Source organism: Xanthobacter versatilis (genome assembly GCF_043193975.1).
GTDB classification, from domain to species: domain Bacteria; phylum Pseudomonadota; class Alphaproteobacteria; order Rhizobiales; family Xanthobacteraceae; genus Xanthobacter; species Xanthobacter autotrophicus_E.
The window spans coordinates 785,570-812,197 of sequence record NZ_JBAFVB010000002.1 but is presented as its reverse complement, the minus strand read 5'-3'; the positions used below and the strand labels follow the sequence as shown (position 1 = coordinate 812,197).

The 26,628-nt window shown below is 66.6% G+C and carries 39 protein-coding genes and 1 pseudogene; all 40 read left to right on the top strand.

Features of this window, described 5'->3' with window-relative positions; translation table 11 throughout:
* Nucleotides 1–63 precede the first annotated feature (63 nt).
* The 40 genes and pseudogenes from rpsJ (at nucleotide 64) to V5F66_RS07205 (ending at nucleotide 26,622) form a co-directional block, all read left to right on the top strand.
* Nucleotides 64–372 (top strand): 30S ribosomal protein S10, encoded by a 309-nt coding sequence (gene rpsJ, locus V5F66_RS07400; RefSeq protein WP_012113701.1) that lies wholly within the window; start codon nucleotides 64–66, stop codon nucleotides 370–372.
* Nucleotides 373–394: 22 nt separating this feature from the next.
* Nucleotides 395–1,120: a 50S ribosomal protein L3 gene (rplC, locus tag V5F66_RS07395; protein ID WP_012113702.1), complete on the top strand. Its 726-nt coding sequence runs from the start codon at nucleotides 395–397 to the stop codon at nucleotides 1,118–1,120.
* Nucleotides 1,120–1,740 carry a 50S ribosomal protein L4 gene (gene rplD, locus V5F66_RS07390; RefSeq protein WP_012113703.1) on the top strand — a complete coding sequence of 207 codons (621 nt, stop codon included), beginning with the start codon at nucleotides 1,120–1,122 and terminating at the stop codon, nucleotides 1,738–1,740. The genes rplC and rplD overlap by 1 nt, the downstream gene beginning before the upstream one ends.
* Nucleotides 1,737–2,045 carry a 50S ribosomal protein L23 gene (locus V5F66_RS07385; protein ID WP_012113704.1) on the top strand — a complete coding sequence of 103 codons (309 nt, stop codon included), beginning with the start codon at nucleotides 1,737–1,739 and terminating at the stop codon, nucleotides 2,043–2,045. The genes rplD and V5F66_RS07385 overlap by 4 nt, the downstream gene beginning before the upstream one ends.
* Before the next feature lie 25 nt (nucleotides 2,046–2,070).
* Nucleotides 2,071–2,904 carry a 50S ribosomal protein L2 gene (gene rplB, locus V5F66_RS07380; RefSeq protein WP_012113705.1) on the top strand — a complete coding sequence of 278 codons (834 nt, stop codon included), beginning with the start codon at nucleotides 2,071–2,073 and terminating at the stop codon, nucleotides 2,902–2,904.
* An 11-nt stretch (nucleotides 2,905–2,915) separates the two neighbouring features.
* Nucleotides 2,916–3,194 carry a 30S ribosomal protein S19 gene (rpsS, locus tag V5F66_RS07375; protein WP_012113706.1) on the top strand — a complete coding sequence of 93 codons (279 nt, stop codon included), beginning with the start codon at nucleotides 2,916–2,918 and terminating at the stop codon, nucleotides 3,192–3,194.
* Between the two features lie 6 nt (nucleotides 3,195–3,200).
* Complete coding sequence (rplV, locus tag V5F66_RS07370; protein ID WP_012113707.1) at nucleotides 3,201–3,581, top strand: 50S ribosomal protein L22; 381 nt, start codon at nucleotides 3,201–3,203, stop codon at nucleotides 3,579–3,581.
* On the top strand, nucleotides 3,581–4,339 hold the full coding sequence (gene rpsC / locus V5F66_RS07365) for a 30S ribosomal protein S3 (protein WP_012113708.1): 759 nt from the start codon (nucleotides 3,581–3,583) through the stop codon (nucleotides 4,337–4,339). The genes rplV and rpsC overlap by 1 nt, the downstream gene beginning before the upstream one ends.
* A gap of 30 nt (nucleotides 4,340–4,369) precedes the next feature.
* Nucleotides 4,370–4,783, top strand: coding sequence for a 50S ribosomal protein L16 (gene rplP, locus V5F66_RS07360; RefSeq protein ID WP_012113709.1), 414 nt, complete (start codon nucleotides 4,370–4,372; stop codon nucleotides 4,781–4,783).
* Between the two features lie 10 nt (nucleotides 4,784–4,793).
* On the top strand, nucleotides 4,794–5,006 hold the full coding sequence (gene rpmC, locus V5F66_RS07355; protein WP_012113710.1) for a 50S ribosomal protein L29: 213 nt from the start codon (nucleotides 4,794–4,796) through the stop codon (nucleotides 5,004–5,006).
* Nucleotides 5,007–5,013: 7 nt separating this feature from the next.
* Entirely contained in the window at nucleotides 5,014–5,262 is a 249-nt protein-coding gene (gene rpsQ, locus V5F66_RS07350; RefSeq protein ID WP_012113711.1) for a 30S ribosomal protein S17, read from the top strand.
* Between the two features lie 187 nt (nucleotides 5,263–5,449).
* The gene (gene rplN / locus V5F66_RS07345) at nucleotides 5,450–5,818 is read left to right on the top strand and encodes a 50S ribosomal protein L14 (protein WP_138398138.1); all 369 of its coding nucleotides are present in this window, start codon (nucleotides 5,450–5,452) and stop codon (nucleotides 5,816–5,818) included.
* Nucleotides 5,818–6,135, top strand: a complete 318-nt coding sequence (gene rplX / locus V5F66_RS07340) for a 50S ribosomal protein L24 (RefSeq protein WP_012116758.1) — start codon at nucleotides 5,818–5,820, stop codon at nucleotides 6,133–6,135. The genes rplN and rplX overlap by 1 nt, the downstream gene beginning before the upstream one ends.
* On the top strand, nucleotides 6,128–6,685 hold the full coding sequence (gene rplE, locus V5F66_RS07335) for a 50S ribosomal protein L5 (protein ID WP_012116757.1): 558 nt from the start codon (nucleotides 6,128–6,130) through the stop codon (nucleotides 6,683–6,685). Before rplX ends, rplE begins: the two co-directional genes overlap by 8 nt.
* A gap of 140 nt (nucleotides 6,686–6,825) precedes the next feature.
* The gene (gene rpsN / locus V5F66_RS07330; protein WP_012116756.1) at nucleotides 6,826–7,131 is read left to right on the top strand and encodes a 30S ribosomal protein S14; all 306 of its coding nucleotides are present in this window, start codon (nucleotides 6,826–6,828) and stop codon (nucleotides 7,129–7,131) included.
* A 10-nt stretch (nucleotides 7,132–7,141) separates the two neighbouring features.
* Nucleotides 7,142–7,540: a 30S ribosomal protein S8 gene (gene rpsH / locus V5F66_RS07325; protein WP_012116755.1), complete on the top strand. Its 399-nt coding sequence runs from the start codon at nucleotides 7,142–7,144 to the stop codon at nucleotides 7,538–7,540.
* Between the two features lie 16 nt (nucleotides 7,541–7,556).
* Nucleotides 7,557–8,090 (top strand): 50S ribosomal protein L6, encoded by a 534-nt coding sequence (rplF, locus tag V5F66_RS07320; RefSeq protein WP_012116754.1) that lies wholly within the window; start codon nucleotides 7,557–7,559, stop codon nucleotides 8,088–8,090.
* 12 nt (nucleotides 8,091–8,102) lie between these two features.
* On the top strand, nucleotides 8,103–8,465 hold the full coding sequence (gene rplR, locus V5F66_RS07315) for a 50S ribosomal protein L18 (RefSeq protein ID WP_012116753.1): 363 nt from the start codon (nucleotides 8,103–8,105) through the stop codon (nucleotides 8,463–8,465).
* 18 nt (nucleotides 8,466–8,483) lie between these two features.
* Nucleotides 8,484–9,041, top strand: coding sequence for a 30S ribosomal protein S5 (gene rpsE, locus V5F66_RS07310; RefSeq protein ID WP_012116752.1), 558 nt, complete (start codon nucleotides 8,484–8,486; stop codon nucleotides 9,039–9,041).
* Nucleotides 9,042–9,065: 24 nt separating this feature from the next.
* Nucleotides 9,066–9,248 carry a 50S ribosomal protein L30 gene (gene rpmD, locus V5F66_RS07305; RefSeq protein WP_012116751.1) on the top strand — a complete coding sequence of 61 codons (183 nt, stop codon included), beginning with the start codon at nucleotides 9,066–9,068 and terminating at the stop codon, nucleotides 9,246–9,248.
* Nucleotides 9,249–9,258: 10 nt separating this feature from the next.
* A complete protein-coding gene (gene rplO, locus V5F66_RS07300) occupies nucleotides 9,259–9,741 on the top strand; it encodes a 50S ribosomal protein L15 (protein WP_394052989.1) in 483 nt (160 codons plus the stop codon).
* Between the two features lie 418 nt (nucleotides 9,742–10,159).
* Complete coding sequence (gene secY / locus V5F66_RS07295; protein WP_012116749.1) at nucleotides 10,160–11,494, top strand: preprotein translocase subunit SecY; 1,335 nt, start codon at nucleotides 10,160–10,162, stop codon at nucleotides 11,492–11,494.
* A gap of 1 nt (nucleotide 11,495) precedes the next feature.
* Complete coding sequence (locus V5F66_RS07290; RefSeq protein ID WP_012116748.1) at nucleotides 11,496–12,083, top strand: adenylate kinase; 588 nt, start codon at nucleotides 11,496–11,498, stop codon at nucleotides 12,081–12,083.
* A 4-nt stretch (nucleotides 12,084–12,087) separates the two neighbouring features.
* The gene (locus V5F66_RS07285; RefSeq protein WP_394052987.1) at nucleotides 12,088–12,345 is read left to right on the top strand and encodes a hypothetical protein; all 258 of its coding nucleotides are present in this window, start codon (nucleotides 12,088–12,090) and stop codon (nucleotides 12,343–12,345) included.
* Nucleotides 12,346–12,762: 417 nt separating this feature from the next.
* A complete protein-coding gene (rpsM, locus tag V5F66_RS07280; protein WP_012116747.1) occupies nucleotides 12,763–13,131 on the top strand; it encodes a 30S ribosomal protein S13 in 369 nt (122 codons plus the stop codon).
* 121 nt (nucleotides 13,132–13,252) lie between these two features.
* Nucleotides 13,253–13,642 carry a 30S ribosomal protein S11 gene (gene rpsK / locus V5F66_RS07275; protein WP_012116745.1) on the top strand — a complete coding sequence of 130 codons (390 nt, stop codon included), beginning with the start codon at nucleotides 13,253–13,255 and terminating at the stop codon, nucleotides 13,640–13,642.
* Nucleotides 13,643–13,786: 144 nt separating this feature from the next.
* Nucleotides 13,787–14,803 (top strand): DNA-directed RNA polymerase subunit alpha, encoded by a 1,017-nt coding sequence (locus tag V5F66_RS07270; RefSeq protein WP_012116744.1) that lies wholly within the window; start codon nucleotides 13,787–13,789, stop codon nucleotides 14,801–14,803.
* A gap of 75 nt (nucleotides 14,804–14,878) precedes the next feature.
* Nucleotides 14,879–15,301 (top strand): 50S ribosomal protein L17, encoded by a 423-nt coding sequence (rplQ, locus tag V5F66_RS07265; protein ID WP_012116743.1) that lies wholly within the window; start codon nucleotides 14,879–14,881, stop codon nucleotides 15,299–15,301.
* Nucleotides 15,302–15,405: 104 nt separating this feature from the next.
* The gene (locus V5F66_RS07260; RefSeq protein WP_394093558.1) at nucleotides 15,406–16,413 is read left to right on the top strand and encodes a radical SAM protein; all 1,008 of its coding nucleotides are present in this window, start codon (nucleotides 15,406–15,408) and stop codon (nucleotides 16,411–16,413) included.
* A 140-nt stretch (nucleotides 16,414–16,553) separates the two neighbouring features.
* Nucleotides 16,554–18,044 carry a DegQ family serine endoprotease gene (locus tag V5F66_RS07255; protein ID WP_012116741.1) on the top strand — a complete coding sequence of 497 codons (1,491 nt, stop codon included), beginning with the start codon at nucleotides 16,554–16,556 and terminating at the stop codon, nucleotides 18,042–18,044.
* Nucleotides 18,045–18,141: 97 nt separating this feature from the next.
* Complete coding sequence (locus V5F66_RS07250) at nucleotides 18,142–19,452, top strand: replication-associated recombination protein A (protein WP_394093557.1); 1,311 nt, start codon at nucleotides 18,142–18,144, stop codon at nucleotides 19,450–19,452.
* Between the two features lie 74 nt (nucleotides 19,453–19,526).
* Nucleotides 19,527–19,742 carry a hypothetical protein gene (locus V5F66_RS07245; protein WP_394000401.1) on the top strand — a complete coding sequence of 72 codons (216 nt, stop codon included), beginning with the start codon at nucleotides 19,527–19,529 and terminating at the stop codon, nucleotides 19,740–19,742.
* A 127-nt stretch (nucleotides 19,743–19,869) separates the two neighbouring features.
* Nucleotides 19,870–20,016: pseudogene (locus tag V5F66_RS07240) on the top strand (type II toxin-antitoxin system RelE/ParE family toxin); the annotation flags it as partial.
* An 18-nt stretch (nucleotides 20,017–20,034) separates the two neighbouring features.
* Nucleotides 20,035–20,430: a fluoride efflux transporter CrcB gene (gene crcB / locus V5F66_RS07235; RefSeq protein ID WP_012116739.1), complete on the top strand. Its 396-nt coding sequence runs from the start codon at nucleotides 20,035–20,037 to the stop codon at nucleotides 20,428–20,430.
* A 68-nt stretch (nucleotides 20,431–20,498) separates the two neighbouring features.
* Nucleotides 20,499–21,593, top strand: coding sequence for an RluA family pseudouridine synthase (locus tag V5F66_RS07230; RefSeq protein ID WP_394000403.1), 1,095 nt, complete (start codon nucleotides 20,499–20,501; stop codon nucleotides 21,591–21,593).
* Nucleotides 21,590–22,270 carry a hypothetical protein gene (locus tag V5F66_RS07225; RefSeq protein WP_394093556.1) on the top strand — a complete coding sequence of 227 codons (681 nt, stop codon included), beginning with the start codon at nucleotides 21,590–21,592 and terminating at the stop codon, nucleotides 22,268–22,270. Before V5F66_RS07230 ends, V5F66_RS07225 begins: the two co-directional genes overlap by 4 nt.
* A 202-nt stretch (nucleotides 22,271–22,472) precedes the next feature.
* On the top strand, nucleotides 22,473–23,111 hold the full coding sequence (locus V5F66_RS07220; protein WP_012116736.1) for a TRAP transporter small permease subunit: 639 nt from the start codon (nucleotides 22,473–22,475) through the stop codon (nucleotides 23,109–23,111).
* A 145-nt stretch (nucleotides 23,112–23,256) separates the two neighbouring features.
* Nucleotides 23,257–25,071: a TRAP transporter large permease gene (locus V5F66_RS07215; protein WP_394000604.1), complete on the top strand. Its 1,815-nt coding sequence runs from the start codon at nucleotides 23,257–23,259 to the stop codon at nucleotides 25,069–25,071.
* A 163-nt stretch (nucleotides 25,072–25,234) separates the two neighbouring features.
* The gene (locus tag V5F66_RS07210) at nucleotides 25,235–25,897 is read left to right on the top strand and encodes a zinc ribbon domain-containing protein (RefSeq protein WP_394093555.1); all 663 of its coding nucleotides are present in this window, start codon (nucleotides 25,235–25,237) and stop codon (nucleotides 25,895–25,897) included.
* Complete coding sequence (locus V5F66_RS07205) at nucleotides 25,894–26,622, top strand: HAD-IA family hydrolase (RefSeq protein ID WP_012116733.1); 729 nt, start codon at nucleotides 25,894–25,896, stop codon at nucleotides 26,620–26,622. The genes V5F66_RS07210 and V5F66_RS07205 overlap by 4 nt, the downstream gene beginning before the upstream one ends.
* Nucleotides 26,623–26,628 lie beyond the last annotated feature (6 nt).

The window sequence follows — 26,628 nt, the reverse complement described above, 5'->3', positions numbered from 1 at the left end:
ACAAGAAAAACGGGGACGCGCCGCGGAACGCGCGCGTCCTTCATTCCCCGGAGCCTTTGAGCCATGAACGGCCAGAACATTCGAATTCGCCTGAAGGCGTTCGATCACCGCATCCTCGATGCGTCGACGCGCGAGATCGTCGCCACGGCCAAGCGCACGGGTGCGCAGGTGCGCGGCCCGATTCCGCTGCCGACGCGGATCGAGAAGTTCACCGTCAATCGCTCTCCGCACATCGACAAGAAGTCGCGCGAGCAGTTTGAGATGCGTACTCACAAGCGGTTGCTCGATATCGTCGATCCGACTCCCCAGACCGTGGACGCGCTGATGAAGCTCGACCTCGCCGCTGGCGTCGACGTCGAAATCAAGCTCTGAAGTGAGGCGAGGAGACACGACCATGCGGTCAGGCGTCATCGCCCAGAAGGTCGGCATGACCCGCATCTTCACCGATGCCGGTGAGCACGTGCCGGTCACTGTGCTGAAAGTTGAGAGCTGCCAGGTGGTTGCCCACCGTACGCTCGACAAGAACGGTTATGTCGCGGTCCAGCTTGGCGCTGGCCGTCGCAAGCCCAAGAATGTGACCCGCGCCGAGCGCGGCCACTTCGCGGTTGCCCAGGTTGAGCCCAAGCACAAGCTCGCCGAGTTCCGCGTGCCGGAAGAGGCGCTGATCCCGGTCGGCGCCGAGATCACGGCTGACCACTTCGTCGTGGGCCAGTACGTGGACGTCACCGGCACCACCATCGGCAAGGGCTTTGCCGGCGGCATGAAGCGCCACAATTTCGGTGGTCTTCGCGCCACCCACGGCGTGTCCATCTCGCATCGTTCGATCGGTTCGACCGGCGGCCGTCAGGACCCGGGCAAGACCTTCAAGAACAAGAAGATGCCTGGCCACATGGGTGACGTCACCGTCACCACCCAGAACCTCAAGGTCGTCATGACCGACGTCGAGCGCGGCCTCATCGCCGTCGAAGGCGCCGTTCCCGGCCACGCGGGCGGCTGGATCACCGTGCGCGACGCGGTGAAGAAGAAGCTGCCTGCCGAGGCTCCCAAGCCCGGCGCGTTCAAGCTGAACGGGTCCGAAGCGGCTCCCGCCGCCGAAGCCGTCAATGAGGAGGGCGCGTGATGGAAATCACCGTCAAGACGCTCGACGGCATCGAGGCCGGTTCCGTGACCCTGTCGGACGAGATCTTCGGTCTCGAGCCGCGGGCGGACATCCTGCACCGGTGCGTGACCTGGCAGCTGTCGCGCCGTCAGGCCGGCACCCACCGCACCAAGGGCCGTTCGGAGATCAACCGCACGTCCAAGAAGATGTACAAGCAGAAGGGCACCGGCAACGCCCGTCACGGCGCCGCCTCCGCTCCGCAGTTCCGCGGCGGTGGTCGTGCCTTCGGTCCGGTCGTGCGCTCCCACGCCATCGACCTGCCGAAGAAGGTGCGCGCGCTTGCCCTGAAGCATGCCCTGTCTTCGAAGGCCAAGGCGGCGCAGATCATCGTGCTCGACAAGGTCTCCCTTGACGATCCCAAGACGAAGGCGCTCAAGGAGCACTTCGCCAAGCTGGGTCTCGAATCGGTCCTGATCGTGGACGGTGCCCAGGTGGAGCAGAATGTGGCGCTCGCGGCGCGCAACCTGCCCTATGTGGACGTGCTCCCGATCCAGGGCATCAACGTCTATGACATCCTGCGCCGCGACACCCTGGTCCTGACCAAGGCCGCCGTGGACGCGCTGGAGGCGCGCTTCAAATGAGCCCGCAACGCACCATCGAGCCGCGTCATTACGACGTGATCCGTTCCCCCGTCATCACCGAGAAGGCGACGGCGGCGAGCGAGCACAACAAGGTTGTTTTCAACGTCGCCAAGACTGCCACCAAGCCTGCCATCAAGGAGGCCGTGGAAAAGCTGTTCGACGTGAAGGTGAAGAGCGTGAATACGCTGGTCCGCAAGGGCAAGGTGAAGATCTTCAAGGGCCGCAAGGGCGTCCAGAGCGACGTCAAGAAAGCGGTCGTGACCCTCGAAGAGGGCCAGAAGATCGACATCACCACGGGCCTCTGAGAGCTGAGGGGAACGGGACAAGACCATGGCGCTGAAGCATTTCAAGCCGGTCACGCCGAGCCTTCGCCAGCTCGTGATCGTGGACCGCTCCGGCCTCTACAAGGGCAAGCCGGTGAAGACGCTGACCGAGGGCAAGAGCTCCTCGGGCGGCCGCAACAATAACGGCCGCATCACCGTCCGCTTCCGCGGCGGTGGTCACAAGCAGACCTATCGCCTGGTGGATTTCAAGCGCACCAAGCGCGGCGTCCCGGCGGTGGTGGATCGGATCGAATATGATCCGAACCGCTCGGCCTTCATCGCCCTCATCAAGTATGAGGACGGCGACCTGGCCTACATCCTGGCGCCGCAGCGCCTGGCGGTGGGCGACCAGGTGATCGCCGGCGAGCAGGTGGACGTGAAGCCGGGCAATGCCGGTCCGCTGTCCTCGCTGCCGGTGGGCACCATCGTCCACAACGTGGAGCTGAAGGTGGGCAAGGGCGGCCAGATTGCCCGGTCCGCCGGCACCTACGCGCAGATCGTCGGCCGCGATCAGGGCTATGTGATCGTTCGCCTGAATTCGGGTGAGCAGCGCCTCGTTCTCGGGGCGTGCTACGCCACTGTGGGCGCGGTCTCCAACCCCGACCACATGAACATCTCGCTCGGCAAGGCCGGGCGTAACCGGTGGCTGGGTCGCAAGCCGCATAACCGCGGCGTGACCATGAACCCGGTCGACCATCCGCACGGCGGCGGCGAAGGCCGCACCTCGGGTGGCCGTAACCCGGTCACCCCCTGGGGCTTCCCCACCAAGGGCAAGAAGACCCGCAACAACAAGGCGACGGACAAGTTCATCGTGTCCAGCCGCCACAAGCGGAAGAAGTGAGGGCCTGACACATGACACGGTCTGTTTGGAAGGGCCCGTTCGTCGACGGCTACCTCCTGAAGAAGGCGGAAGCCGCTTCTGGCTCGGGTCGCCGCGACGTTATCAAGATCTGGAGCCGGCGCTCCACCATCCTGCCCCAATTTGTGGGCTTAACCTTCGGCGTCTACAACGGCCACAAGCACGTGCCCGTGAACGTCTCCGAGGAAATGATCGGCCACAAGTTCGGCGAGTTCGCGCCGACCCGTACCTACTACGGACACGCGGCCGACAAGAAGTCGAAGCGGCGGTGATCGGTCATGGGTAAGCAGGCAAAGCCCCGCGCGCTCGCGGACAACGAAGCCAAGGCGGTGCTGCGCAATCTGCGCATCTCCCCCCAGAAGCTCAACCTGGTCGCGGGCCTGATCCGCGGCAAGAAGGTGGCCACGGCCCTCGCCGATCTCGAGTTCTCCCACAAGCGGATCGCCCGCGACGTGCGGAAGTGCCTCGAGAGCGCGATCGCCAACGCCGAGAACAACCACGAGCTCGATGTCGACGACCTGGTCGTCGCCGAGGCGCACGTGGGCAAGGGTCTGGTGATGAAGCGGTTCTCGCCGCGGGCGCGCGGTCGCGCCTCGCGCATCGAGAAGCCCTTCTCCCACATCACCATTGTGGTGCGGGAAGTCGAGGAGCGGGCCTGATGGGTCAGAAGGTCAATCCGGTCGGGCTCCGGCTCGGCATCAACCGCACGTGGGACAGCCGCTGGTTCGCCAACAAGGGCGAATACGGCAAGCTGCTCCACGAGGACATCAAGATCCGCGAGATGCTGTTCAAGCAGCTCAAGCAGGCGGCTGTGTCCAAGGTGGTGATCGAGCGTCCGCACAAGAAGTGCCGCGTGACCATCTACTCCGGTCGTCCCGGTGTGGTCATCGGCAAGAAGGGCGCGGACATCGACAAGCTGCGCAAGAAGGTGTCGGAGATGACCTCCTCGGAGGTCTTCATCAACATCGTCGAGATCCGCAAGCCCGAGATCGACGCCCGTCTCGTCGCCGAATCCATCGCCCAGCAGCTCGAGCGCCGCGTGGCGTTCCGCCGGGCCATGAAGCGCGCGGTGCAGTCTGCCATGCGTCTCGGTGCCGAAGGCATCCGCATCAATTGCTCGGGCCGCCTCGGCGGCGCTGAGATCGCGCGCCTTGAATGGTACCGCGAAGGCCGCGTGCCGCTGCACACCCTGCGTGCGGACGTGGACTACGGCACCGCCACGGCCTTCACCACCTACGGCACCTGCGGTGTCAAGGTGTGGGTCTTCAAGGGCGAGATCCTCGAGCACGATCCCATGGCGCAGGACAAGCGCCAGGCCGAGCAGGAAGCCGGTCCCTCCTCGCGTCCCCAGCGGCGTGAGCGCGGCGACCGCGAGCGTGGCGATCGCGGCGACCGCGATCGCGGCCACCGCGCCTGAACGGCTGCCGAGAGAGAAGGCGTTTAAGCCATGCTGCAACCCAAGCGCACCAAGTTCCGCAAGCAGTTCAAGGGACGCATCCACGGCGTCGCCAAGGGCGGCACGGAACTGAACTTCGGCGAGTTCGGCCTCAAGGCCGTCGAGCCGGAGCGTGTCACCGCCCGCCAGATCGAGGCGGCCCGCCGCGCGCTCACCCGTCACATGAAGCGTGCCGGTCGCGTGTGGATCCGCGTGTTCCCGGACGTGCCGGTCTCTGCCAAGCCCACGGAAGTGCGCATGGGCAAGGGCAAGGGCGCGCCCGAGTATTGGGCGGCCCGCATCAAGCCCGGCCGCATCATGTTCGAGATCGACGGCGTGAGCGTTGAGACCGCCCGCGAGGCGCTGACCCTCGCTGCGGCCAAGCTGCCCATCAAGACGCGCTTCATCCAGCGCATCGCCGAGTGAGGAGAGGCTCATGAAAGCCGAGGACGTTCGGGCCCTCAGCCCCGATCAGCTCGCCGATGAGCTGCTGAAGCTGAAGAAGGAACAGTTCAACCTGCGCTTCCAGAAGGCGACGGGTCAGCTGGAGAACACCGCGCGGTCCAAGCAGATCCGCCGCGACATCGCGCGGATCAAGACCGTGCAGACCGACAAGCGTACCGGTGCGCCGGTGCAGAAGGCGAAGTGAGGAAGCGATGCCGAAGCGCGTGCTCCAGGGCGTCGTGGTGAGCGACAAGACTGACAAGACCGTGGTGGTCCGGGTGGAGCGCCGCTTCACTCACCCGCTGCTGAAGAAGACCGTGCGCCGGTCCAAGAAGTATCACGCCCACGACGAGGCTAACGCCTGGAAGGTGGGAGATACGGTGTGGATCGAGGAGCACCGGCCGATCTCCAAGCTCAAGAACTGGATCGTGATCCAGGGCGAAAAGCGCGCCGAGGTCTGATAGAAGATTTTCCGTCCGGATGGATCGTCCGGACGGAGAAGGCTCCGGTGCCGGGTCCGTCGTCTCGATAAGAGCCGAGTGGAGACCGCACCGCGGCAGCACCGTGTTCCGATGAGCGGCCACGGTAAACAAGGGTTAAGGCAATGCCGGCGCGCCGGCGGCGCCGGATGACGAGAACAGGTGCGTCATGATCCAGATGCAGACCAATCTCGACGTGGCGGACAATTCCGGTGCGCGTCGCGTCATGTGCATCAAGGTACTTGGCGGTTCCAAGCGGAAGTATGCCCACGTGGGCGACATCATCGTGGTGTCGGTCAAGGAAGCTATCCCGCGCGGCCGCGTGAAGAAGGGCGACGTGATGAAGGCCGTGGTGGTTCGCACCGCCAAGGACATTCGTCGCGTCGACGGCTCGGTGATCCGCTTCGACCGCAACGCGGCCGTGCTGATCAACAACAACAAGGAGCCGGTGGGCACTCGTATCTTCGGACCGGTTCCGCGCGAGCTGCGCTCGAAGAACCACATGAAGATCATCTCGCTGGCGCCGGAGGTGCTGTGATGGCCGCGAAGATCAAGAAGGGCGACAAGGTCGTCGTCCTCACCGGCCGCGACAAGGGGCGCACCGGCGAGGTTATCCAGGTGATGCCGAAGGAAGAGCGTGCGCTCGTCCGCGGCGTCAATATCGTCAAGCGCCACCAGCGCCAGACGGCGAACCAGGAGGGCGGGATCATCTCCAAGGAGGCTCCCATCCAGCTGTCGAACGTCGCCGTTGCCGACCCCAAGGACGGCAAGCCGACCCGCGTCGGCTTCCAGGTGCTGGAAGACGGGACCAAGGTCCGCGTGGCCAAGCGTTCCGGGGAGAGGATCGATGGCTGAGGCGACTTACACCCCGAAGCTGCGCACCTTCTATGATGAAGTGGTGCGGCCGAAGATGATCGAGCAGTTCGGCTACAAGAACCCCATGGAAGTGCCGACGATCGACAAGATCGTCATCAACATGGGCGTGGGCGAAGCCACTGCGGACACCAAGAAGGTGACCACCGCCGCTGCCGACCTGGCGCAGATCGCCGGCCAGAAGCCGGTCATCACCCGGGCACGCAAGGCGATCTCGAACTTCAAGCTGCGCGAGAACCAGCCGGTCGGCGCGAAGGTCACCCTTCGGAAGGCGCGCATGTACGAGTTCATGGACCGTCTGGTCAGCATCGCGCTGCCGCGCGTGCGGGACTTCCGCGGCCTGAACCCGAAGAGCTTCGATGGCCGTGGCAACTACGCCATGGGCGTCAAGGAGCACATCGTGTTCCCCGAGATCAACTACGACCGCGTCGAGCAGATCTGGGGCATGGACATCATCGTGTGCACCACGGCCAAGACGGATGAGGAAGCCCGCGCCCTTCTGAAGGCGTTTAATTTCCCTTTCCGTCAGTGAGCGTCTAGAAGGGGCGCTTCGCGCAAGCGGGGCGCCCGGCCTTTCCGCCCTGGCGGGAGGGTGAAGCGACTAGTGACAGCGTGATTTTCCGGCCGTGAGGGGCTTTGAGCTGCCTCAGACGCGGAGAACAGGAGCAAAAGATGGCGAAGAAGAGCGCGATCGAGACGAACGAGCGCCGCCGCAAGCTGGCCACCGGCCATGCGGCGAAGCGCGCGCGTCTGAAGGCGATCGTGAATGACAAGACGCTGCCGATCGAGGAGCGCTTCCAGGCGACCCTCAAGCTGGCGGAAATGCCGCGCAACGGCGCGAAGATTCGTATCCGCAACCGCTGCGAGGTGACGGGCCGTCCGCGCGCCTTCTACCGCAAGCTCAAGATGAGCCGTATCGCGCTGCGCGAGCTGGGCAACCAGGGCATGGTTCCTGGCCTCGTGAAGTCGAGCTGGTGAGGAGGGAACGATGGCTGTAACTGATCCCATCGGCGATCTGATCACCCGCATCCGCAACGCCCAGATGCGCCGCAAGGACAAGACCTCCACGCCCGGCTCCCGCCTGCGTGCGAGCGTTCTCGAAGTTCTGCGCAGCGAGGGCTATATCCGCGGCTTCACGGCGACCGATCACGGCAATGGCCGCACCGAGTTCGAGATCGAGCTCAAGTATTTCGACGGCGTCCCGGTGATCCGCGAGATCGCCCGCGTGTCGAAGCCCGGCCGCCGCGTGTATGCGTCGGTCAAGAATCTGCCCCGAGTTGCCAACGGTCTCGGCATCGCGGTCGTCTCCACGCCCCAGGGCGTGATGGCGGACCACGAAGCCCGCGACAAGAATGTTGGCGGCGAAGTGCTCTGCACCGTGTTCTGACGCGACGGAGGAAGACATGTCGAAGATCGGCAAGCTGCCCGTCGCCATCCCCGCTGGCGTGACCGCCAGCCTGGACGGACAGACGGTGAAGGTAAAGGGCCCCAAGGGTGCCCTCGAAGTGACCCTCGTGGAAGAGATCGCGGCCAAGATCGAAGGCTCCGAGCTCAAGGTGTCCATGAACGGTGAGACCACCCGCCACAAGGCCATGTGGGGCATGTCCCGCACCCTGGTGGCGAACCTGGTGGAAGGCGTGACCAAGGGCTTCGAGAAGAAGCTGGAGATCACGGGCGTCGGCTACAAGGCGGCGGTGCAGGGCAAGAACCTGAACCTTTCGCTGGGTTACAGCCACGACGTGATCTACGCGATCCCGGAAGGGATCCAGATCGTCACGCCCAAGCCCACCGAAGTGGTCATCTCCGGCATCGACCGCCAGAAGGTGGGTCAGGTGGCGGCAGAGATCCGCGAGTTCCGCGGCCCCGAGCCTTACAAGGGCAAGGGCGTCAAGTACGCCGGTGAATTCATCTTCCGCAAGGAAGGTAAGAAGAAGTAACGGAGGCGAACCATGGCTAAGGATTTGGAGGCGCTGGCGCGCCGCAAGGCCAAGGTGCGCCGTGCGATTCGCGTCGCTGCGAACGGACGTCCGCGCCTGTCGGTGCACCGGACCTCGCAGCACATCTATGCGCAGGTCATCGATGATGCGAACGGCGAGACCCTCGCCGCCGCGTCCAGCCTTGAGAAGGATCTGCGCACGTCGCTGAAGACGGGTGCGGATACCGACGCGGCGAAGACCATCGGCAAGCTGGTGGCCGAGCGGGCGCTGGCGAAGGGCGTGACTGCGGTCGTCTTCGACCGCGGCGCATACATCTTTCATGGGCGCGTCAAGGCGCTCGCTGAGGGCGCCCGCGAAGGCGGCCTTCAGTTCTGACGCGAAGGACACGCGAATATGGCCCGTGAACGGGAACAGCGCCACGAGCGCGAAGATCGCGACAACACGTTTGTGGACAAGCTGGTCCACATCAACCGTGTCGCGAAGGTGGTGAAGGGCGGCCGTCGCTTCGGTTTCGCCGCCCTGGTGGTTGTGGGTGACCAGAAGGGCCGCGTCGGCTTCGGCCACGGCAAGGCCCGTGAAGTGCCCGAGGCCATCCGCAAGGCCACGGAGAGCGCCAAGCGTGCGCTCATCCGCGTGCCCCTGCGCGAAGGCCGGACCCTGCACCACGACGTGCATGGTCACCATGGCGCCGGCAAGGTGATCCTGCGCGCCGCCCCGGCGGGTACCGGCATCATCGCCGGCGGCCCGATGCGCGCGGTGTTCGAGACCCTCGGCATGCACGATGTGGTGGCGAAGTCCTTCGGGTCTTCCAACCCCTACAACATGGTGCGCGCCACGTTCGACGCCCTCAAGAACCAGGACAGCCCGCGCTCGGTCGCGGCCCGTCGCGGCATCAAGGTGTCGCAGCTCCAGTCCCGCCGCCGCGTCGAAGACGCGGAAGCGACGGACTGAGCGTCGGATTAGGAGCGCGCCATCATGAGCGACAAGACAGTCACCGTGGAGCAGATCGGCTCGCCGATCCGCCGCCCGTTCGACCAGGAAGCAACCTTGGTCGGGCTCGGGCTGAACAAGCGGCATCGCCGCTCCACCCTCAAGGATACCCCGGCCGTGCGCGGCATGATCGCGAAGGTCGCCCACCTCGTCCGCGTGGTCGAGTGAGGAGCGGGACATGAATCTCGAAGACATCAGGGACAACCCCGGCGCTCGCAAGAAGCGCATGCGGGTGGGTCGGGGCATCGGTTCCGGCAAGGGCAAGACCGCCGGTCGCGGCGTGAAGGGCCAGAAGGCCCGGACCGGCGTGGCCATCAAGGGGTTCGAGGGTGGCCAGATGCCGCTGCATCGGCGTCTGCCGAAGCGTGGCTTCCACAACATCTTCCGCCTCGACTACAACGAGGTCTCCCTGGGTAAGATCCAGGCGGCCGTCGAAGCCGGCAAGCTCGATGCCGGCCAGCCGGTGACCGAGGCGGCCCTGGTTGCCGCCGGCGTGCTGCGCCGGGCCAAGGACGGTGTCCGCGTGCTCGGCACCGGCGAGCTGTCTGCCAAGGTGACGCTGGAAGTGGCCTATGCCACCAAGTCCGCCGTCGCCGCGGTGGAGAAGGCCGGTGGCTCCGTGACGGTTCTGGCGGCTCCAGCCATCGCCGAAGCGGAGTGATCCGGGCGGCCGGCTTGTCCGGTCGCATCGGTTTGAACAAGCGGCCGGGCGCGCCCGGCCGTTTTTCGCATGGGGACCAGGGTGCGTCGTCTCGCCTCAATCCTCCCGCGATCTCGCGTTTGGGGACGGATTAGCATGCAGGTTGCGTCAACCTGACGATCCGGCTCTAGCAACCTGGCCCAAGGCCGGGTATCTGCATTTCCGGGCGATGCTCCGGTGCCGCCGGATGCGGGAAGGATTTTCGACCCGGGGTGGGTGGACGCACAGGCGTCCTGGCTCGGCCGCGGTTGGGATCCCGAACCATCGGCAAGAAAACGCCTGTCGATCCGCATTGATCGGATCCGCGCACTAGGCACCCGCGAATCGCGCCCTCATATAAGGGCTGCCCCAAACCGGGCGGCGTCCAGCGGAGCAAGGCATGGTCTCGGCGGCGGAACAACTCGCGGCGAACCTCAATTTCGGAGCCCTCGGCAAGGCCGAGGAGCTCAAGAAGCGCATCTGGTTCACTCTCGGCGCGCTCATCGTCTATCGGCTGGGCACCTACATCCCCATGCCCGGAATCAATCCGGACGCGCTGGCTGACGTGTTCAAGAACGCGCAGCAGGGGATCATCGGCCTCTTCAACATGTTCTCGGGCGGCGCCGTGGAGCGCATGGCCATCTTCGCCCTGAACATCATGCCGTACATCTCGGCCTCCATCATCATCCAGCTGCTGACCAGCGTCTCGCCGACGCTGGAGGCGCTGAAGAAGGAAGGCGAGGCGGGCCGCAAGCAGCTCAACCAGTACACCCGCTACCTCACCGTGGTCCTGGCCGTTTTCCAGGCTTACGGTATCGCGGTGGGCCTGGAAGGCTCGGGCAGCGTGGTGGCCGATCCCGGCTGGTTCTTCCGAATCACCACGGTGATCACCCTCACCGGCGGCACCATGTTCCTGATGTGGCTGGGTGAGCAGATCACCTCGCGCGGCATCGGCAACGGCACATCGCTGATCATCTTCGGCGGCATCGTCGCGGAACTGCCGGGGGCGTTCGTGCGCACCCTTCAGCTGGGCCGGGAGGGCGCCATCTCCACGCCGCTGATTTTGGCGGCGCTGGTGCTGGCCGTGGTGGTCATCGCGTTCATCGTGTTCATGGAGCGGGCCCAGCGCCGGCTGCTGATCCAGTATCCCAAGCGCCAGGTGGGCAACCGCATCTATGAGGGCCAGTCCTCGCACCTGCCCTTGAAGCTGAACACCTCGGGCGTCATCCCGCCGATCTTCGCCTCGTCCCTGCTGCTGATCCCGACCACCATCGCCAGCTTCCTGCAGGGATCGGGACCGGAATGGCTGCAGACCATCACCACCCACATCGGGCACGGCCGACCGGCCTATATGGTGCTCTATGTGCTGCTGATTGTGTTCTTCTGCTTCTTCTACACCGCGATCGTGTTCAATCCGGTGGAGACGGCGGACAACCTGAAGAAGCACGGTGGCTTCATTCCCGGCATCCGTCCGGGTGAACGGACCGCCGAGTACATCGATTATGTGCTCACGCGCATCACGGTGGTGGGGGCGGCCTACATTGCGGCGGTTTGCCTCTTCCCCGAACTGCTGATTTCCTACGCCTCGCTTCCGTTCTATTTCGGAGGGACATCGCTGCTCATCGTGGTCAGTGTGACCATGGATACGGTGTCCCAGATTCAGGGGCATCTGTTGGCCCACCAGTACGAAGGTCTGGTCAAGAAGGCCAAGCTGCGCGGAGGGAGGAGAAGATAATATGAGGCTGGTGCTGCTCGGGCCGCCCGGGGCGGGTAAGGGAACCCAGGCACAACGGCTGGTCGCCCGTCATGGGATCGTCCAGCTCTCCACCGGCGACATGCTGCGCGCCGCCGTGGCCGCCGGTACGCCGGTGGGCCTGAAGGCGAAGGCGGTCATGGATGCCGGCGGCCTCGTCTCCGACGAGATCGTGATCGGCATCATCGCCGAGCGCCTCGATTCGCCGGATGCGAAGAACGGCTTCATCCTCGACGGCTTCCCGCGCACGGTGGCGCAGGCCGAGGCCCTCGACCAGCTCCTTGCCAGCAAGGGCCTCAAGCTCGATGCGGTGATCGAGCTGGTGGTGGATCAGGAGAAGCTGGTGAACCGCATCCTCAACCGCGCCGCCGAGGCTCAGGCCAAGGGCGAAGCGGTGCGCAAGGATGACGATCCGGTGGTCTTCAAGACCCGCCTGGAGGCCTACAACCGCGATACGGCGGTGGTGGCGCCCTATTACAAGGCGCGCGGCCAGCTGAAGCAGATCGACGGCATGGCGCCCATCGATCAAGTCACCGCCGCCATCGACGGGGTACTCGCTGAAGCGGCGTGATGCCATGGAGGGTCTTCGCCGCGCCATCGGCGAGATCCTTCTGGATCACTGGGATCCCATCGGGGTCGCGGGGGAAGCCGCGGCTCGCGATGAGTATGAAAGCTACGTCCCGGTCATTGCCGGGCTGGTTGCAGCGGGGGCCAGCGCTGATGTTCTGGCCGGCCGCCTTTTTCATGTTGAGCAGGTGGACATGGGCCTTTGGGGCGATGCCACGCGGGCTCGGGTTATCGGCGAACTGCTCTTTGGCCTGGGTGTGCGCTGACGGGTTGGGTCAGCCGACCCGGTAAACGGGCCGGGCGCATCGGATGGCGCCGCACGGCAGGCGTTGCGAGGGTAGGGGACTGGCAGAGCGGCCGATTCGCGGCACGCGACTTCCCGCCGGCCACCAACTGGTTGGGTATCCCTTGCCGTGCCTGTAGGGGCAGGTCAGCAGGGTCAACAGCAAGATCCGGGCCGTTGGTTCGCGCGCAGCTCTTGACGTTTCCTTAAATCCCGGCTATGGGCACTCCCTCGCTTCGGAATTGGTGCCGTTCGGTCCGCCCGAAAGGGTCGGGCAGGGCGGCTGCTTTGTCGTATCTGAAGTGTTTCCTTTTCCCTCGCAAGGGCCGGCCTCCACCGGACGCGGGGATCATTCCGCCGGAGCGTGCCGCAAGGCCGCCGGCGTCACATGGAGAGAGCAGTGGCTCGTATTGCAGGCGTCAACATCCCGACCAACAAGCGCGTCATCATCGCGCTCCAGTACATCCACGGCATCGGCGCGAAGAATGCCGAGGAGATCGTGACCAAGGTCGGTATTCCGGCCGAGCGCCGCGTGAACCAGCTCACCGACCAGGAAGTGCTGCAGATCCGCGAGACCATCGACCGCGACTACGTGGTGGAAGGTGACCTGCGCCGCGAAGTGGCCATGAACATCAAGCGGTTGATGGACCTCGGTTGCTATCGCGGCCTGCGTCATCGTCGCGGCCTGCCGGTGCGGGGCCAGCGGACCCACACCAATGCCCGCACCCGCAAGGGCCCGGCGAAGCCCATCGCCGGCAAGAAGAAGTGATCGGTCGCAAGACCCTTTGAAAGGAGAGGCCGGCCCTTGCCGGCCTCGTCCGTTGTCCGGCCCCGCAAGGGCCATCCCGAGCGCCTGGAGCTACGGGCGCGCCTGAAGGATCAAAAGTAGAATGGCTAAGGAAGCTACCCGCGTTAAGCGCCGCGAGCGCAAGAACATTGCCTCGGGCGTGGCGCATGTGAACGCCTCGTTCAACAACACCATGATCACCATCACCGACGCCCAGGGCAACACCATCTCCTGGTCCTCGGCCGGCGCCATGGGGTTCAAGGGTTCGCGCAAGTCCACCCCGTACGCCGCGCAGGTGGCGGCCGAGGACGCGGCCCGCAAGGCGGCCGAGCACGGCATGCGCACCCTTGAGGTGGAAGTCTCCGGCCCCGGTTCGGGACGTGAGTCCGCCCTGCGCGCGCTGCAGGCGGCGGGTTTCCTCGTCACCTCCATCCGCGACGTGACGCCGATCCCGCACAACGGCTGCCGTCCGCGCAAGCGCCGTCGCGTCTGATCTGTTCTTCGGTTCGCCGCGGGGCTCATGCCCTGCGGATCGTCTGCCCGGTTTCTCCTCCCCGATCGGGACGGGCCCGGCCTCCGGTTGAGGCTTAAGACCCCGGCAGCTGCCGTGGCCCGGCGAGAAAGCAAGGTGAAGCAAGTGATTCAGAAGAACTGGCAAGAGCTGATCAAGCCCGAGAAGCTGCAGGTCAATCCCGGTCACGATCCCAAGCGCTTCGCGACCGTGATCGCCGAGCCGCTGGAGCGTGGCTTCGGTATGACGCTGGGCAATGCCCTGCGCCGCATCCTGCTGTCGTCGCTTCAGGGAGCAGCTGTTACGTCGATCCACATCGACGGCGTGCTGCACGAGTTCTCGTCCATTCCCGGCGTGCGTGAAGATGTCACCGACATCATCCTCAACGTGAAGGATGTGGCCATCCGCATGCAGGGCGATGGCCCCAAGCGCATGGTGGCCAAGAAGACCGGCCCGGGCGTGCTCCTGGCCGGCGACATCCAGACCGTGGGCGACGTGGCCATCCTCAACCCGAACCTGCCCATCTGCACCCTCGACGAGGGCGCGGAACTGCGGATCGAGTTCACGGTGGACACCGGCAAGGGCTATGTCGCCGCCGACCGCAACCGGCCCGAGGACGCGCCGATCGGCCTGATCCCGATCGACAGCCTCTATTCGCCGGTGCGCAAGGTCTCCTACAAGGTCGAGAACACCCGTGAGGGCCAGATCCTCGACTATGACAAGCTGACGCTCCAGATCGAGACCAACGGCTCGATCACGGCCGAGGACGCGCTCGCCTATGCGGCGCGCATCCTGCAGGACCAGCTGGAGATCTTCGTCAACTTCGAGGAGCCCAAGCGCGAGAGCGAGACCACCGCGATCCAGACGCTGCCGTTCTCCCCGGCGCTGCTGAAGAAGGTGGACGAGCTGGAGCTGTCCGTGCGCTCGGCCAACTGCCTGAAGAACGACAACATCGTCTACATCGGCGACCTGATCCAGAAGAGCGAGACGGAGATGCTCCGCACGCCCAACTTCGGACGGAAGTCGCTCAACGAGATCAAGGAAGTGCTCGCCTCCCTCGGCCTGCATCTGGGCATGGAAGTGCCCGGCTGGCCGCCGGAGAATATCGAAGAGCTGGCGAAGCGCTTCGAAGAACACTACTGATCTGAACCTAAAGCGGCCCGAGCCGCGCCACCGATCGCCGGCTCGTCCGTCGCCATATTTCAGGAGTTCGCCGTCATGCGTCACGGCAAGGTACATCGCAAGTTCAACCGCACCTGGGAGCATCGCAAGGCGATGTTCTCCAATCTCGCGGGCGCTCTCATCACCCACGAGCAGATCGTGACCACCCTGCCCAAGGCGAAGGATCTTCGCCCGGTGGTGGAGAAGCTGGTGACCCTCGCCCGTCGCGGCGATCTCCACGCCCGCCGCCAGGCGATCGCGGAGCTGAAGGACGTCACCATCGTCAAGAAGCTCTTCGACGTGCTCGCGCCCCGCTACAAGGAGCGTCCGGGTGGATACACCCGCATCATCAAGGCCGGTTTCCGCTACGGCGACAACACGGCCATGGCTGTGATCGAGTTCGTGGATCGTGACGTGGACGCCAAGGGCGCCGCCGATCACGCCCGCACCGCTGCGGCGGCGGAAGCCGAGGCGGCCTGAGCAATAGACGACCCATCCGGCGTGGCGCTTTCCGTTCCGCGCCGGATGTGATGCCATGGGGTCTTGTCCCGTGGATCGTCTCTCAAGCTCCGGAGCTGCCGATCGTGCGTTACGATATCGAGGCGGATTGGCAGCTTCTCAATACCTGCAATTACAGGTGCGACTATTGCTTTTTCCCGGGCGAGGTCCTGGGCGAAAAGACGGTGCGGCACGGCACTCCGGATGAGTGGGCGGATGCGTTCTCCGCCACCGGGCTGACCTTCCTCCTGCACCTCACCGGCGGCGAGCCCTCGGCCTATCCCGATTTCGTGGATCTGTGCGCCGCGCTCACCCGGCACCATTTCATTTCCCTGAACAGCAACCTGACCCAGGCATCGCTTGGCGATTTCGCGCGGCGGATCGATCCCGCGCGGGTCAGCGTCATCAATGCCGGCCTTCACCCGGACGAGCGCATGCGCCGGCGGGGGCTGGAGATCTTCAACCGGAATCTGGCGCTGCTGCATGAGGCGGGATTTTCCGTCTTCGCGTCCGTGGTGGCGACGCCGCAGGTGCTTGCGAACGCCGACGAGGTCGCGCGCCAGGTCACGGTGCCGGGGCTGGTGCCGGTGCCCAAGCTGCTGCGGGGCAGCTATCGCGGCCGGACGTATCCCGACGCCTATGATGTGGCCGAGCGGGCGGCCTTCCGGGCCATGAGCCGGCGTGCCCGGTCGGCCTATGGCGAGTGGCGCGCGGCACGGTCCGAGCCGCCGACCGTCGATCCGTTCGCCGACGACAACTTTCTCGACGGCACGCCGACATTCCGGGGCACGGTGTGCGCGGCCGGAAGCAGCTTCGTGCGGATCGAGCCGCAGGGGGATGTGTTCCGCTGCGGCTCGGACACCGCGCTGCAGGGCAATATTCTCGCCGGCACGTTCGCGCCGCTTCCCGGGCCGCGCCCTTGCGACTCAGGCTACTGCTTCTATTTCTGCCGCAAATATACCGACCCGAAGTACACCCACCGGACTGACGCGGGGCCACGGGCGGATCCACCGGTGTCGGGGCGACAGTCCTTGGTTCCGCCGCATTTGGTGAAGCGAGTAGGCACCGCCCTGCAGCGCATGCTGGGGCGGTGACGGGTAGCTTCCGGCGGGCGCCGCCGCGGCGTGGCACGGCAGCCGGGGCGGGATGCTCCGGCCACAGGCGTCAGGACGACCATTGGCTGCCGCGCCCGGTTCAGCCGGGTGGGCTTGGCTTTGAATTACGGGTTCAAGCGATGAAACGACAGTTCGCATTCACGCTCCTTCTGCTGTGCTCCGCCGCCGTGGGTGCCGCGGCCATGGCGGCCGGCGCCGGGCCGGGTGAAGCGCCCGCGCGCGCCGCCAGCGTCCCGCTCCGGGTCGAGGCGCAGGCGCAGATCCAGCCGCAGGTGCCGGCCTCCGCCGCCGAGGTGAAGCTCTCGTTTGCGCCCATCGTGGCGCGCACCGCGCCGGCGGTGGTCAACGTCTATGCCCAGAAGGCCGCCCAGCAGCGGGCCAATCCCATTTTCGACGACCCGTTCTTCCGCCGGTTCTTCGGCGGCCAGGGTGGCCCCGGCCTGCGCGCGCCGGAGCGGGTGCAGCGCTCCCTGGGGTCGGGGGTGGTGGTGGACCCCTCGGGCATCGTGGTCACCAATTTCCATGTCATCGAGGGGGCGGACGAGATCCGCATCGCCCTCAACGACCGGCGCGAATACGAGGCCGAAGTGCTGCTGCGCGACCAGCGCACCGACCTTGCCGTGCTGCGCATCAAGACCGAGGCCAAGGAGACCTTCGCCTCCATCGAGCTCGGCAATTCGGACGAACTGGCCGTGGGCGACCTGGCGCTGGCCATTGGCGATCCCTTCGGCGTCGGCCAGACGGTGACGCAGGGCATCATCTCCGCGCTGGCGCGGACCCAGGTGGGGATCTCCGACTACCAGTTCTTCATCCAGACCGACGCGGCGATCAATCCCGGCAATTCCGGCGGTGCGCTGGTGGACATGGCGGGCCGGCTGGTGGGCATCAACAGCGCCATCTATTCGCGCTCGGGCGGCTCCATCGGCATCGGCTTCGCCATTCCGGTGAACATGGTGCGGGTGGTGGTGGAGCAGGCCAAGGGCGGCTCCAAGTCGGTGCGCCGGCCCTGGCTCGGGGCAAAGCTACAGCGGGTCACGCCCGACATCGCCGAAAGCCTCGGCCTGCCGCGTCCCACCGGCGTGCTGGTGCAGGACGTGGTGGCCCACAGCCCGGCCGCCAAGGCGGGCCTCAGGCTGGGGGACCTCATCGTCGCGGTGGAGGGGCAGCCCATCGACGACCCCGAGTCCCTCAACTACCGCTTCGCCACCCGGCCCATCGGCGGCAAGGCGGCGCTGGCGGTCAACCGCGGCGGCAAGGAGGTGAGCCTCGTGGTGGTGCTGGAGGGCGCGCCGGAGACCGTGCCGCGCGACGAACTGGTGGTGCGTGCCCGCTCGCCCTTCACCGGCGCCACGGTGGTGAACCTGTCACCGGCGGTGGCCGAGGAACTGAAGGTGGATGCCAACGCCACCGGCGTGGTGATCTACGACGTGGACGACAATTCCCCCGCCGCCGCCGCCGGCTTCAAGCCCGGCGACGTGCTGGTCGAGGTGAACGGCGAGAAGGTCGCCCGCACCCGTGACCTGGAGCAGATGGTTCGCACGCCGCTCCGGGCCTGGCGGGTGACGGTGGGCCGCGCCGGGCGCACCATCACCGCTCTGCTGCCGGGCTGAGTCGCCCTGGCTCCGCGCCCTGAGTGACCCTCGCCGCCGCCGGTCGCAGGCGGGGCGGGGGCTTGAAACCTGACCGAGAGGACGAGAGACAACGCCCATGGCCGATCTGTTCGAGGCGGCGGGACTGGGCAGCGATGTGCCGCGCCCGCTCGCCGACCGGCTGCGGCCGGCCAAGCTGTCCGAAGTGGTGGGCCAGGACCATCTGGTCGGGCCGGACGGCGTGCTCACCCGCATGCTGGAGACGCGCTCGCTGGGCTCCCTCATCCTGTGGGGGCCGCCGGGCACGGGCAAGACCACGGTGGCGCGGCTGCTCGCCTCCGCCACCGACCTGCATTTCGAGCAGATCTCGGCCATCTTCTCCGGTGTCGCGGACCTCAAGAAAGTGTTCGAGCAGGCCCGCGCCCGCCGTCTGGTGGGCAAAGCGACGCTTCTGTTCGTGGACGAGATCCACCGCTTCAACCGTGCCCAGCAGGACAGCTTCCTGCCGGTGATGGAGGACGGCACCGTCACCCTGGTGGGCGCCACCACCGAGAACCCGTCCTTCGAGCTGAACGCGGCGCTGCTGTCCCGCGCCCGCGTGCTGGTGTTCAAGGCGCTGGACCAGGATGCCATCGCCCGCCTGCTCGCGCGGGCGGAGGAGGTGGAGGGCAAGGCCCTGCCGCTCACCGAGGACGCCCGCTTCGCCCTGCTCAACATGGCAGACGGCGACGGGCGGGCCTCCCTCACCCTCGCGGAGGAGGTATGGCGCGCGGCGCGGCCGGGGGAGGTGTTCGACGTGGCGGCGCTGGCCGACGTGGTGCAGCGCCGCGCGCCCATCTACGACAAGAGCGAGGACGGCCACTACAACCTCATCTCCGCCCTGCACAAGGCGGTGCGCGGCTCGGATCCCGACGCGGCGCTGTATTATTTCGCCCGCATGCTGGATGCCGGAGAGGCGCCCCTGTTCCTCGCCCGGCGCATTGTGCGCATGGCGGTGGAGGACATCGGCAATGCCGATCCGCAGGCGCTTGTGGTCTGCAATGCGGCCAAGGACGCCTTCGACTTCCTCGGCTCGCCGGAGGGGGAACTGGCCCTGGCGCAGGCGGTGGTCTACGTGGCCACCGCGCCCAAATCGAACGCGGTCTACAAGGCGTTCTCGGCGGCCAAGCGGGCGGCCAAGGAGGGCGGCTCGCTGATGCCGCCTAAGCATATCCTCAACGCCCCCACCAAGCTGATGAAGGGCGAGGGCTACGGCGCCGGCTATCGCTACGACCATGACCAGCCGGATGCCTTCTCCGGCCAGAACTATTTCCCCGAGGCCCTCGGCCGGCAGAGCTTCTACCATCCGGTGGAGCGCGGCTTCGAGCGCGAGATCAGGAAGCGCATGGACTATTGGGCGCGCCTGCGGGCCGAGCGCGGGGAACCGTGAGCCACCGCGGCGCCCCGGTGCCGGTGCGCGGGGCACCGCTCTGGCGTATGCTTGCCGGACACAGGAAGCCGGCCATGACCAAGCTGATGCCCCAACTCATCGACAGGCTCGAAGCCCTGCCCGATGCCGAGCAGGATGCGCTCCCCCGTGAATTCCTCTCGGTGCTCGAAGGGGAGGTCTATGTGCTCACCCCCGAGCAGAAGGAGGAGGTGCGCAAGGCACTGGAGGACGGCGAGCCCAACGCGAGCCCACAGGAAGTCGAGGCCTTCTTCGCGCGCTTCCGCGGATGAGGATCGTTTTCCGCGCGCGGGCCCTGCGGCATCTGCGTGAGATCGAGCACCATATCGGCCAAGACAGTCCGAAGGCGGCGGCGCGTGTGATCGTCCGGCTCGAAACAGCCATCAACACCCTGCCGATCATCCCTTTTCCGCCCCTGCCGGGACTGTACGCGGAACACGCCGGCTCACTGTTTCCGGTAGCCCCTACCTTGTGGTCTATCGCGTCGGAGACGATGAAGTCACCATCCTCGCCGTGCTCCATGCCGTGCGGCACATTCGTTCCTGACCCTCGCCCGGACTGGCCATGACCTTCACCCTTCCTCCCGCTCTTGTCGTCTTCCTCGGTGCCGGCCTGGGTGGTGTCGTGCGGCACCTCGTCAACATGACGGTGCCCAAGCTGCTGGGTACCGGATTTCCCTTCGCCACCTTCCTCATCAATGTGTCCGGCAGCTTCCTCATGGGGTTGATGGTCGGGTATCTGGCGTTCAAGGACGGCGAGTTCTGGAACCAGACCATGCGGCTGTTCCTGACCACCGGCATCCTCGGCGGCTACACCACCTTCTCCACCTTCTCGCTGGATTTCTTCCTGCTCATGGAGCGCGGCGCCTACAGTTCCGCCTTCGCCTATGCGGTCGGCTCGGTGGCGCTCGCCTTCATCGCCGTGTTCGTCGGCATCGCCGTCATGCGCGCGCTGACGTGACGGACGGCGCCGGTTGCTCTATTGCTGCCGTTCCGGTTCCAGGCGCTGTTTAAAGGACATTTTGATCCATGGCCGTCGCGATGAAGACCGTGGCCGAGGACGAGGCTGGCATGCGCCTCGACCGCTGGTTCAAGGTCCATTTTCCTGATCTCTCCTTCGGCCACCTGCAGAAGCTGGTGCGCACCGGGCAGGTGCGCGTGGATGGCGGGCGGGTGAAGACCTCGTCCCGCGTCGAGCCCGGCCAGAGCGTGCGCATTCCCCCCCTCGGCGACGAGCCGCAGGACGAACCGGCCGGAAAGCCGGGCGCCGCGGGCAAGGCGTCCGACGCGGGCCGGGTTTCCGCGGGGGGCGATGCCCCGGGTGCCACGGACGCGCCGGCCAAGCCACGGCAATCCGCCAGCGCCGCCAAGCGCAAGGAGGACGAGGACCGCGCCTTCCTGAAATCCATCACCCTGTTCGAAGACAAGGACGTGATGGTGCTGAACAAGCCCTACGGCCTCGCGGTGCAGGGCGGCTCGGGCACCTATCGCCATATGGACGGCATCCTGGAGGTGCTGCGCGACAAGGACGGCCAGAAGCCGCGCCTCGTCCACCGCATCGACAAGGACACCTCCGGTTGCCTGCTGGTGGCCAAGACGCGGTTCGCCGCCTCGGTGCTGGCCAAGAGCTTCCGCTCGCGGGAGGCACGCAAGGTGTATTGGGCGGTGGTGCCCGGCGTGCCCAAGCCCAAGCAGGGGCGCATCTCCACCTATCTCGCCCGCGACGAGGACGAGGAGAAGATGCGGGTCGCGCGTCACGGCGAGGACGAGGCGAGCCACGCCATCACCTATTATGCCGTGGTGGACCAGGCCGCGCAGAAGATGAGCTGGCTGTCGCTGAAGCCGGTGACGGGCCGCACCCACCAGTTGCGCGCCCACCTCGCCCATATCGGCCACCCCATCGTCGGCGACCCCAAGTATTTCGATATCGAGAACTGGGAGCTGCCCGGCGGCCTGCAGAACCGCCTGCATCTTCTGGCGCGGCGGCTCGTCATTCCCCATCCGCGCGGGCAGGGGCTGATCGACGTGTCGGCGCCGCTCCCCCACCACATGGCGCAATCCTTCGCCGTGCTGGGCTTCGACGCGTCACAGTACGATCCCATCCTCGAGGCGCCGGAGGGATGAGGTGGCTCCTCGCCGTCGTCGCCGTCCTGCTATTGGCAGGCGGCGGCGTCCGCGCGGAGCCGGCGGGCCTTCTGGCCCTGTACCGGGAGTTGCAGACCGCGCAGGTCAACGGCTTCCCGCCCTATGAGATATCGGGCTCGGGCAGCGCTGCCACGGTGTCCGGCAGCATCCTCTACGGTGATCGCGCGAGGCTGGCGCTGACCCTGGACGAAGCCAATTTCCACCTCCGCATCGATGATCGCGGGGACGGGGAGGGCGCCACCCCCTTCGTCACCGAGGTGGCGGTCTGGTTCGATGCCGAGGGCTTCCCGCTGCTCGGCCTCAGCGAACGCGGGTTGAAGGCGGGCGTGCCCTTCGCCGGGCGGATGCGATTCTATTCGCGGGCGTCGGGGCGGTGGAACCTCGTCACCGACCAGGTCCTGCCGCCCCTCGACCAGGACCTCTGCCGCACCGAGCCGCAGGAGGTGGACGAAAGCACCGCCGCCTGGGAGGGCCTCGGCCGCGTCGTCATCCTGCTGCCCCGGCGTGGCACCGACCTTGCCGCGTGGTGCGTGGGCCCGAGCCCGGTCGCGGGAACGGGGATGCTGCTGGCCTGGGACCGGGCGCAGGGGCAGTTCCGGAAGGGCAAGGCGCTCGCCGGCCCGCCGCCCTGGCCTGATGGTCCGGCCAAGCCCTAGATCGGCTCGAAATTCAGGTGCTTCCCGTCGGGACGAAGAAGGCTACGACCTTCGTCTAGTGTGCCGGGCGTTTGACGCGTCGCTTTCGCGTGCGGCTTGAAGTCGCCGTGTCTTTGCCTATGGTGCCCCGCCAAGGCCGTATGGCCAAAGAAGAAGCAACCCGAAAAGCGGCACCAGCCGCGCGCCCAGGGAAACGGTCTCCATGTCCTTCCTGCTCGCCCTCGCCCGGGGCATCGATGCCGTGAACATGCGCATCGGCAAGGCGGCCTCCTGGCTGATCCTTGTGGCCATCCTTGTCTCTGCGGCCAATGCCGTGGTGCGCAAGCTGTTTGACCTCAGCTCCAATTCCTGGCTGGAGCTGCAATGGGTGCTGTTCGCAGCGGTGTTCCTGCTGTGCGGGTCGTGGACGCTCATGGACAACGAGCACATCCGCATCGACATCGTTAATGCGCGCCTCAGCAAACGGGTGCGGGACGGCATCGACATCTTCGGGCACGTCTTCTTCCTGTTGCCCTTCTCCATCCTGCTGTTGTGGACCTCCTGGCCCTTCTTCATGGCGTCCTGGTCCATCAACGAGCAGTCGCTGAACGCCGGCGGCCTGCCGCAATGGCCGGCCAAGCTTCTGGTGCCGGTGGGCTTCTTCTTCCTGACGCTGCAGGGCTTCTCCGAGCTGATCAAGCGCATCGCCATCTTTACCGGGCGGATGGAGGACCCCAACGAGCGGGAGGGCGGCAGCCACGCGGCGCTCGCGGCCGAGGCGGAGCGCCTGCTGGCCGAGGTGGAGGTTCCCGGTGCCGGAACGCCTGTCGTCCCGGCCACTCCCACCGCCCCCAAGCACTGACGGAGCGCGAGACATGATCAACGCCCGCCTCCTGAAGGCGCGTTTCGTCGCCGCCGCGCTCCTGCTCGCCCTGGTGCTCGCCGTGGTCCTGCCCGACGTGGCCTTCGCCGCCGAGCCGGGGTTCCGCGGCTGGTTCGTCCACAACATGGCGCCCATCATGTTCGGCGCGCTGGTGGTGTTCCTGCTGCTGGGCTACCCGGTGGCCTTCTCGCTGGCCGCCAACGGCCTCATCTTCGCGCTGGTCGGCATCTGGCTCGGCCTGTTCGAGCCCAAGTTCCTGCAGGCGCTGCCCGAACGCGTCTACGGCACCATGAACAACGAGGTGCTGCTGGCAGTCCCCTTCTTCACCTTCATGGGGCTCATCCTCGAGCGCTCCGGCATGGCGGAGGACCTGCTCGACACCATCGGGCAGGTGTTCGGCTCCATCCGCGGCGGCCTTGCCTATGCGGTGATCTTCGTGGGCGCGCTGCTGGCGGCCACCACCGGCGTGGTGGCGGCCTCGGTGATCTCCATGGGCCTCATCTCCCTGCCGATCATGCTGCGCTACGGCTACGACCGGCGCGTGGCCTCGGGCGTCATCGCCGCCTCGGGCACGCTGGCGCAGATCATTCCGCCCTCCCTCGTGCTCATCGTCATGGCCGACCAGCTGAACCGCTCGGTGGGCGACATGTATGAGGGCGCCTTCGTGCCGGGCCTGCTGCTCGCCAGCCTTTATGCGCTCTACATCTTTCTGGTCTCCACCATCTTCCCGAGCGCCGCCCCCGGCCTGCCGCTGGAAGCCCAGACCCTGCGCGACCCGGAACAGAAGATCGTGCCCTCCCGCGTCCTCGGCGCCATCGCCGCGGCCGGCTTCGCCTTCCTGATCGCCACCGGATCCCTGCCGCATCTCACCACCGGCCTCATCCCCGGCGTCGCCAACACGGCGGTGTGGGGCGTGGTGGCTTTCGTGCTGCTCTATTTCATCATGTCGGGAACGGCCCGGCTTCTGACGCCCTCGCTCTTCATCGCGCTCTCCCTGTCCATCGCCGGCGCCATCTTCCTGATGACGGAAACCGGGGTGAAGTTCGGCGCCGACTATGTGGTGCTCACCATGTCCGCCACCGTGGGCTTCGCCTTCGTGGTGGCGGTGATCAACCGCGTGTTCCGCCTCGGCCTCCTGTCGAAGCTGGCGGAGCAGGTGGTGTTCGTGATGGTGCCACCGCTGGCGCTCATCTTCCTGGTGCTGGGCACCATCTTCATCGGCGTCGCCACGCCGACCGAGGGCGGGGCCATGGGCTCGGTGGGCGCGCTCATCCTCGCCTTCGCCCGTGGCCGGCTGAAGTTCGACCTGATGCGGCAGGCCACCTATTCCACTGCCAAGCTCTCCGCCTTCGTGCTGTTCATCCTGCTCGGCGCGCGCGTGTTCTCGCTCACCTTCTACGGGGTGGACGGCCACAAGTGGGTGGAGGAACTGCTGGTGTCGCTGCCCGGCGGGCAGATGGGCTTCCTCATCGCGGTGAACGCGCTGGTGTTCGTGCTGGCCTTCTTCCTCGATTATTTCGAGCTGGCCTTCATCATCATCCCGCTGCTGGGGCCGGCGGCCGACAAGCTCGGCATCGACCTCATCTGGTTCGGCGTGATGCTGGCGGTGAACATGCAGACCTCGTTCATGCATCCGCCCTTCGGCTTCGCCCTGTTCTTCCTGCGCTCGGTGGCGGCCAAGGTGCCGTACATCGACCGGGTGACGGGCAAGCTGATGCAGCCGGTCACCACCGGCCAGATCTACTGGGGCGCGGTGCCGTTCGTCTGCATCCAGCTGGTCATGGTGGCCCTCATCATCCTGTTCCCCGGCATGGTGACCCACTACAAGAGCGGCAGCGTCCAGCTCGACCAGAACCAGATCCAGCAGCAGTTCGAGAACCTGTCTCCCGGTCTCGACGCGGCACCGCCCCCGCCGCTGGACCTCGGCTTCGGCAAATAGGATCGGCGCCCTTGCCCTGCTAAGGGCGCATTCGGATCGGACATCACGAGGTGGACAAACGTGAAGCGGACGGCATGACGCCGGCCGCTTCCTCGTGCATTTGTGGTGCATGTCCCACGGTGCCGATTCGCGGCGGTGCGCCGCGCGCGTGGAGGTGAATTGAATGAACTCCAGGCCCGACTTCTGTCCCGGCTGCGGGGCGCAGGTCTACCCGGAGGAGGCCAGTTGCCCCTTCTGCGGCCGCAAGCTTCACACCAGCTTCCTGATCCCCTTCCTGGTGGGGCTCGGCGGCACGGCGGTGGCTGTGGCATCCGGCGGCCTCGTGTGGTGGGTCATGTCGGCGCCTCCCGCGGAGCCTGAGGCCGGTGCGCCCCAGAGCGCGGTGGTCGCGCCCGCCCAACCGGCGCCGCAAGCCGCCTTGCCTCCGCCTGCCGCCACGGCCCAGACCGCTCCCGCTGTTGTCCCGGCGCCTCAGGCCGGGAGCGGGCAGGGCGGTACCCAGGAAGCCTCGCTGCCGCTGCCGACGGTGAGCAGCCCGGTCACCCCGCCGCCGGTGGACGCCACCGCGCGCCGGGCGTTCGCCAAGAGCAAGCAGGAGAGTTTCGCCCAGAACGGCCTCGACCTCACGGTCACCGCCGGGGGAGAGGACGCGACCATCCTCACCATCAAGTTCAACTTCCCGGCGAAGACGGCAGCGGAGCTGATCGTCTCGGGTCCCTTCCCCAAGCAGTGCGAGCAGCGGGGCTTCCGCCAGGTCCTGTTCGTGGACCCGTCGGGCATCACATGGGTATATGATGTGGCGACCCAGCAGATGACCCAGAAATGACCCCACCCGAGAGCGACGCCGAGCCCGCCCCCGATGCCGCGCCCCTGAAGCTGGTGCTGTTCGATTGCGACGGCACGCTGGTGGACAGCCAGCACATGATCGTCGCTGCCATGCGCGACGCCCATGCTGCCCACGGCGTGCCGCTGCCGGGACGGGACCGGTTGCTCTCGGTGGTGGGGCTCTCCCTGCCGGAGGCCTTTGCCATGCTCTCGCAGGGTGACCTCGCCTATCCCATCGAGGCGCTGGTGGACGCCTATCGCAATGCCTTCACCCGGCTGCGCAATGCCGAGCCGCCCGAGCCCATGTTCGACGGCGCCTGGGAGGTGCTGGACACCCTGCGCCGCCGCGACGACGTGGTGCTGGGCATGGTCACCGGCAAGGCGCGGCGCGGGGTGGACCGGGTGCTCAAGGCCCATGACATGGAAGGCTGGTTCGCCACCATCCAGACCGCCGACGACGCCCCCTCCAAGCCCCATCCGGCCATGGTGTTCCAGGCCATGAAGGAGATCGGCGCGCGCCCGGAGGAGACGGTGGTGGTCGGCGACACCACCTATGACGTCTCCATGGCGCTGCAGGCGGGCGCCTCCGCCCTCGGCGTCGGCTGGGGCTATCACGAGGTGGCGGCGCTGGAGCGGGCGGGGGCGGACCATATCGTCCACCGGTTCGACGAGGTGCCCGCCGCCATCTTCGATCTTCTGGCGCGCCGTCGCGCCATCGCCGGATAGGAGGCG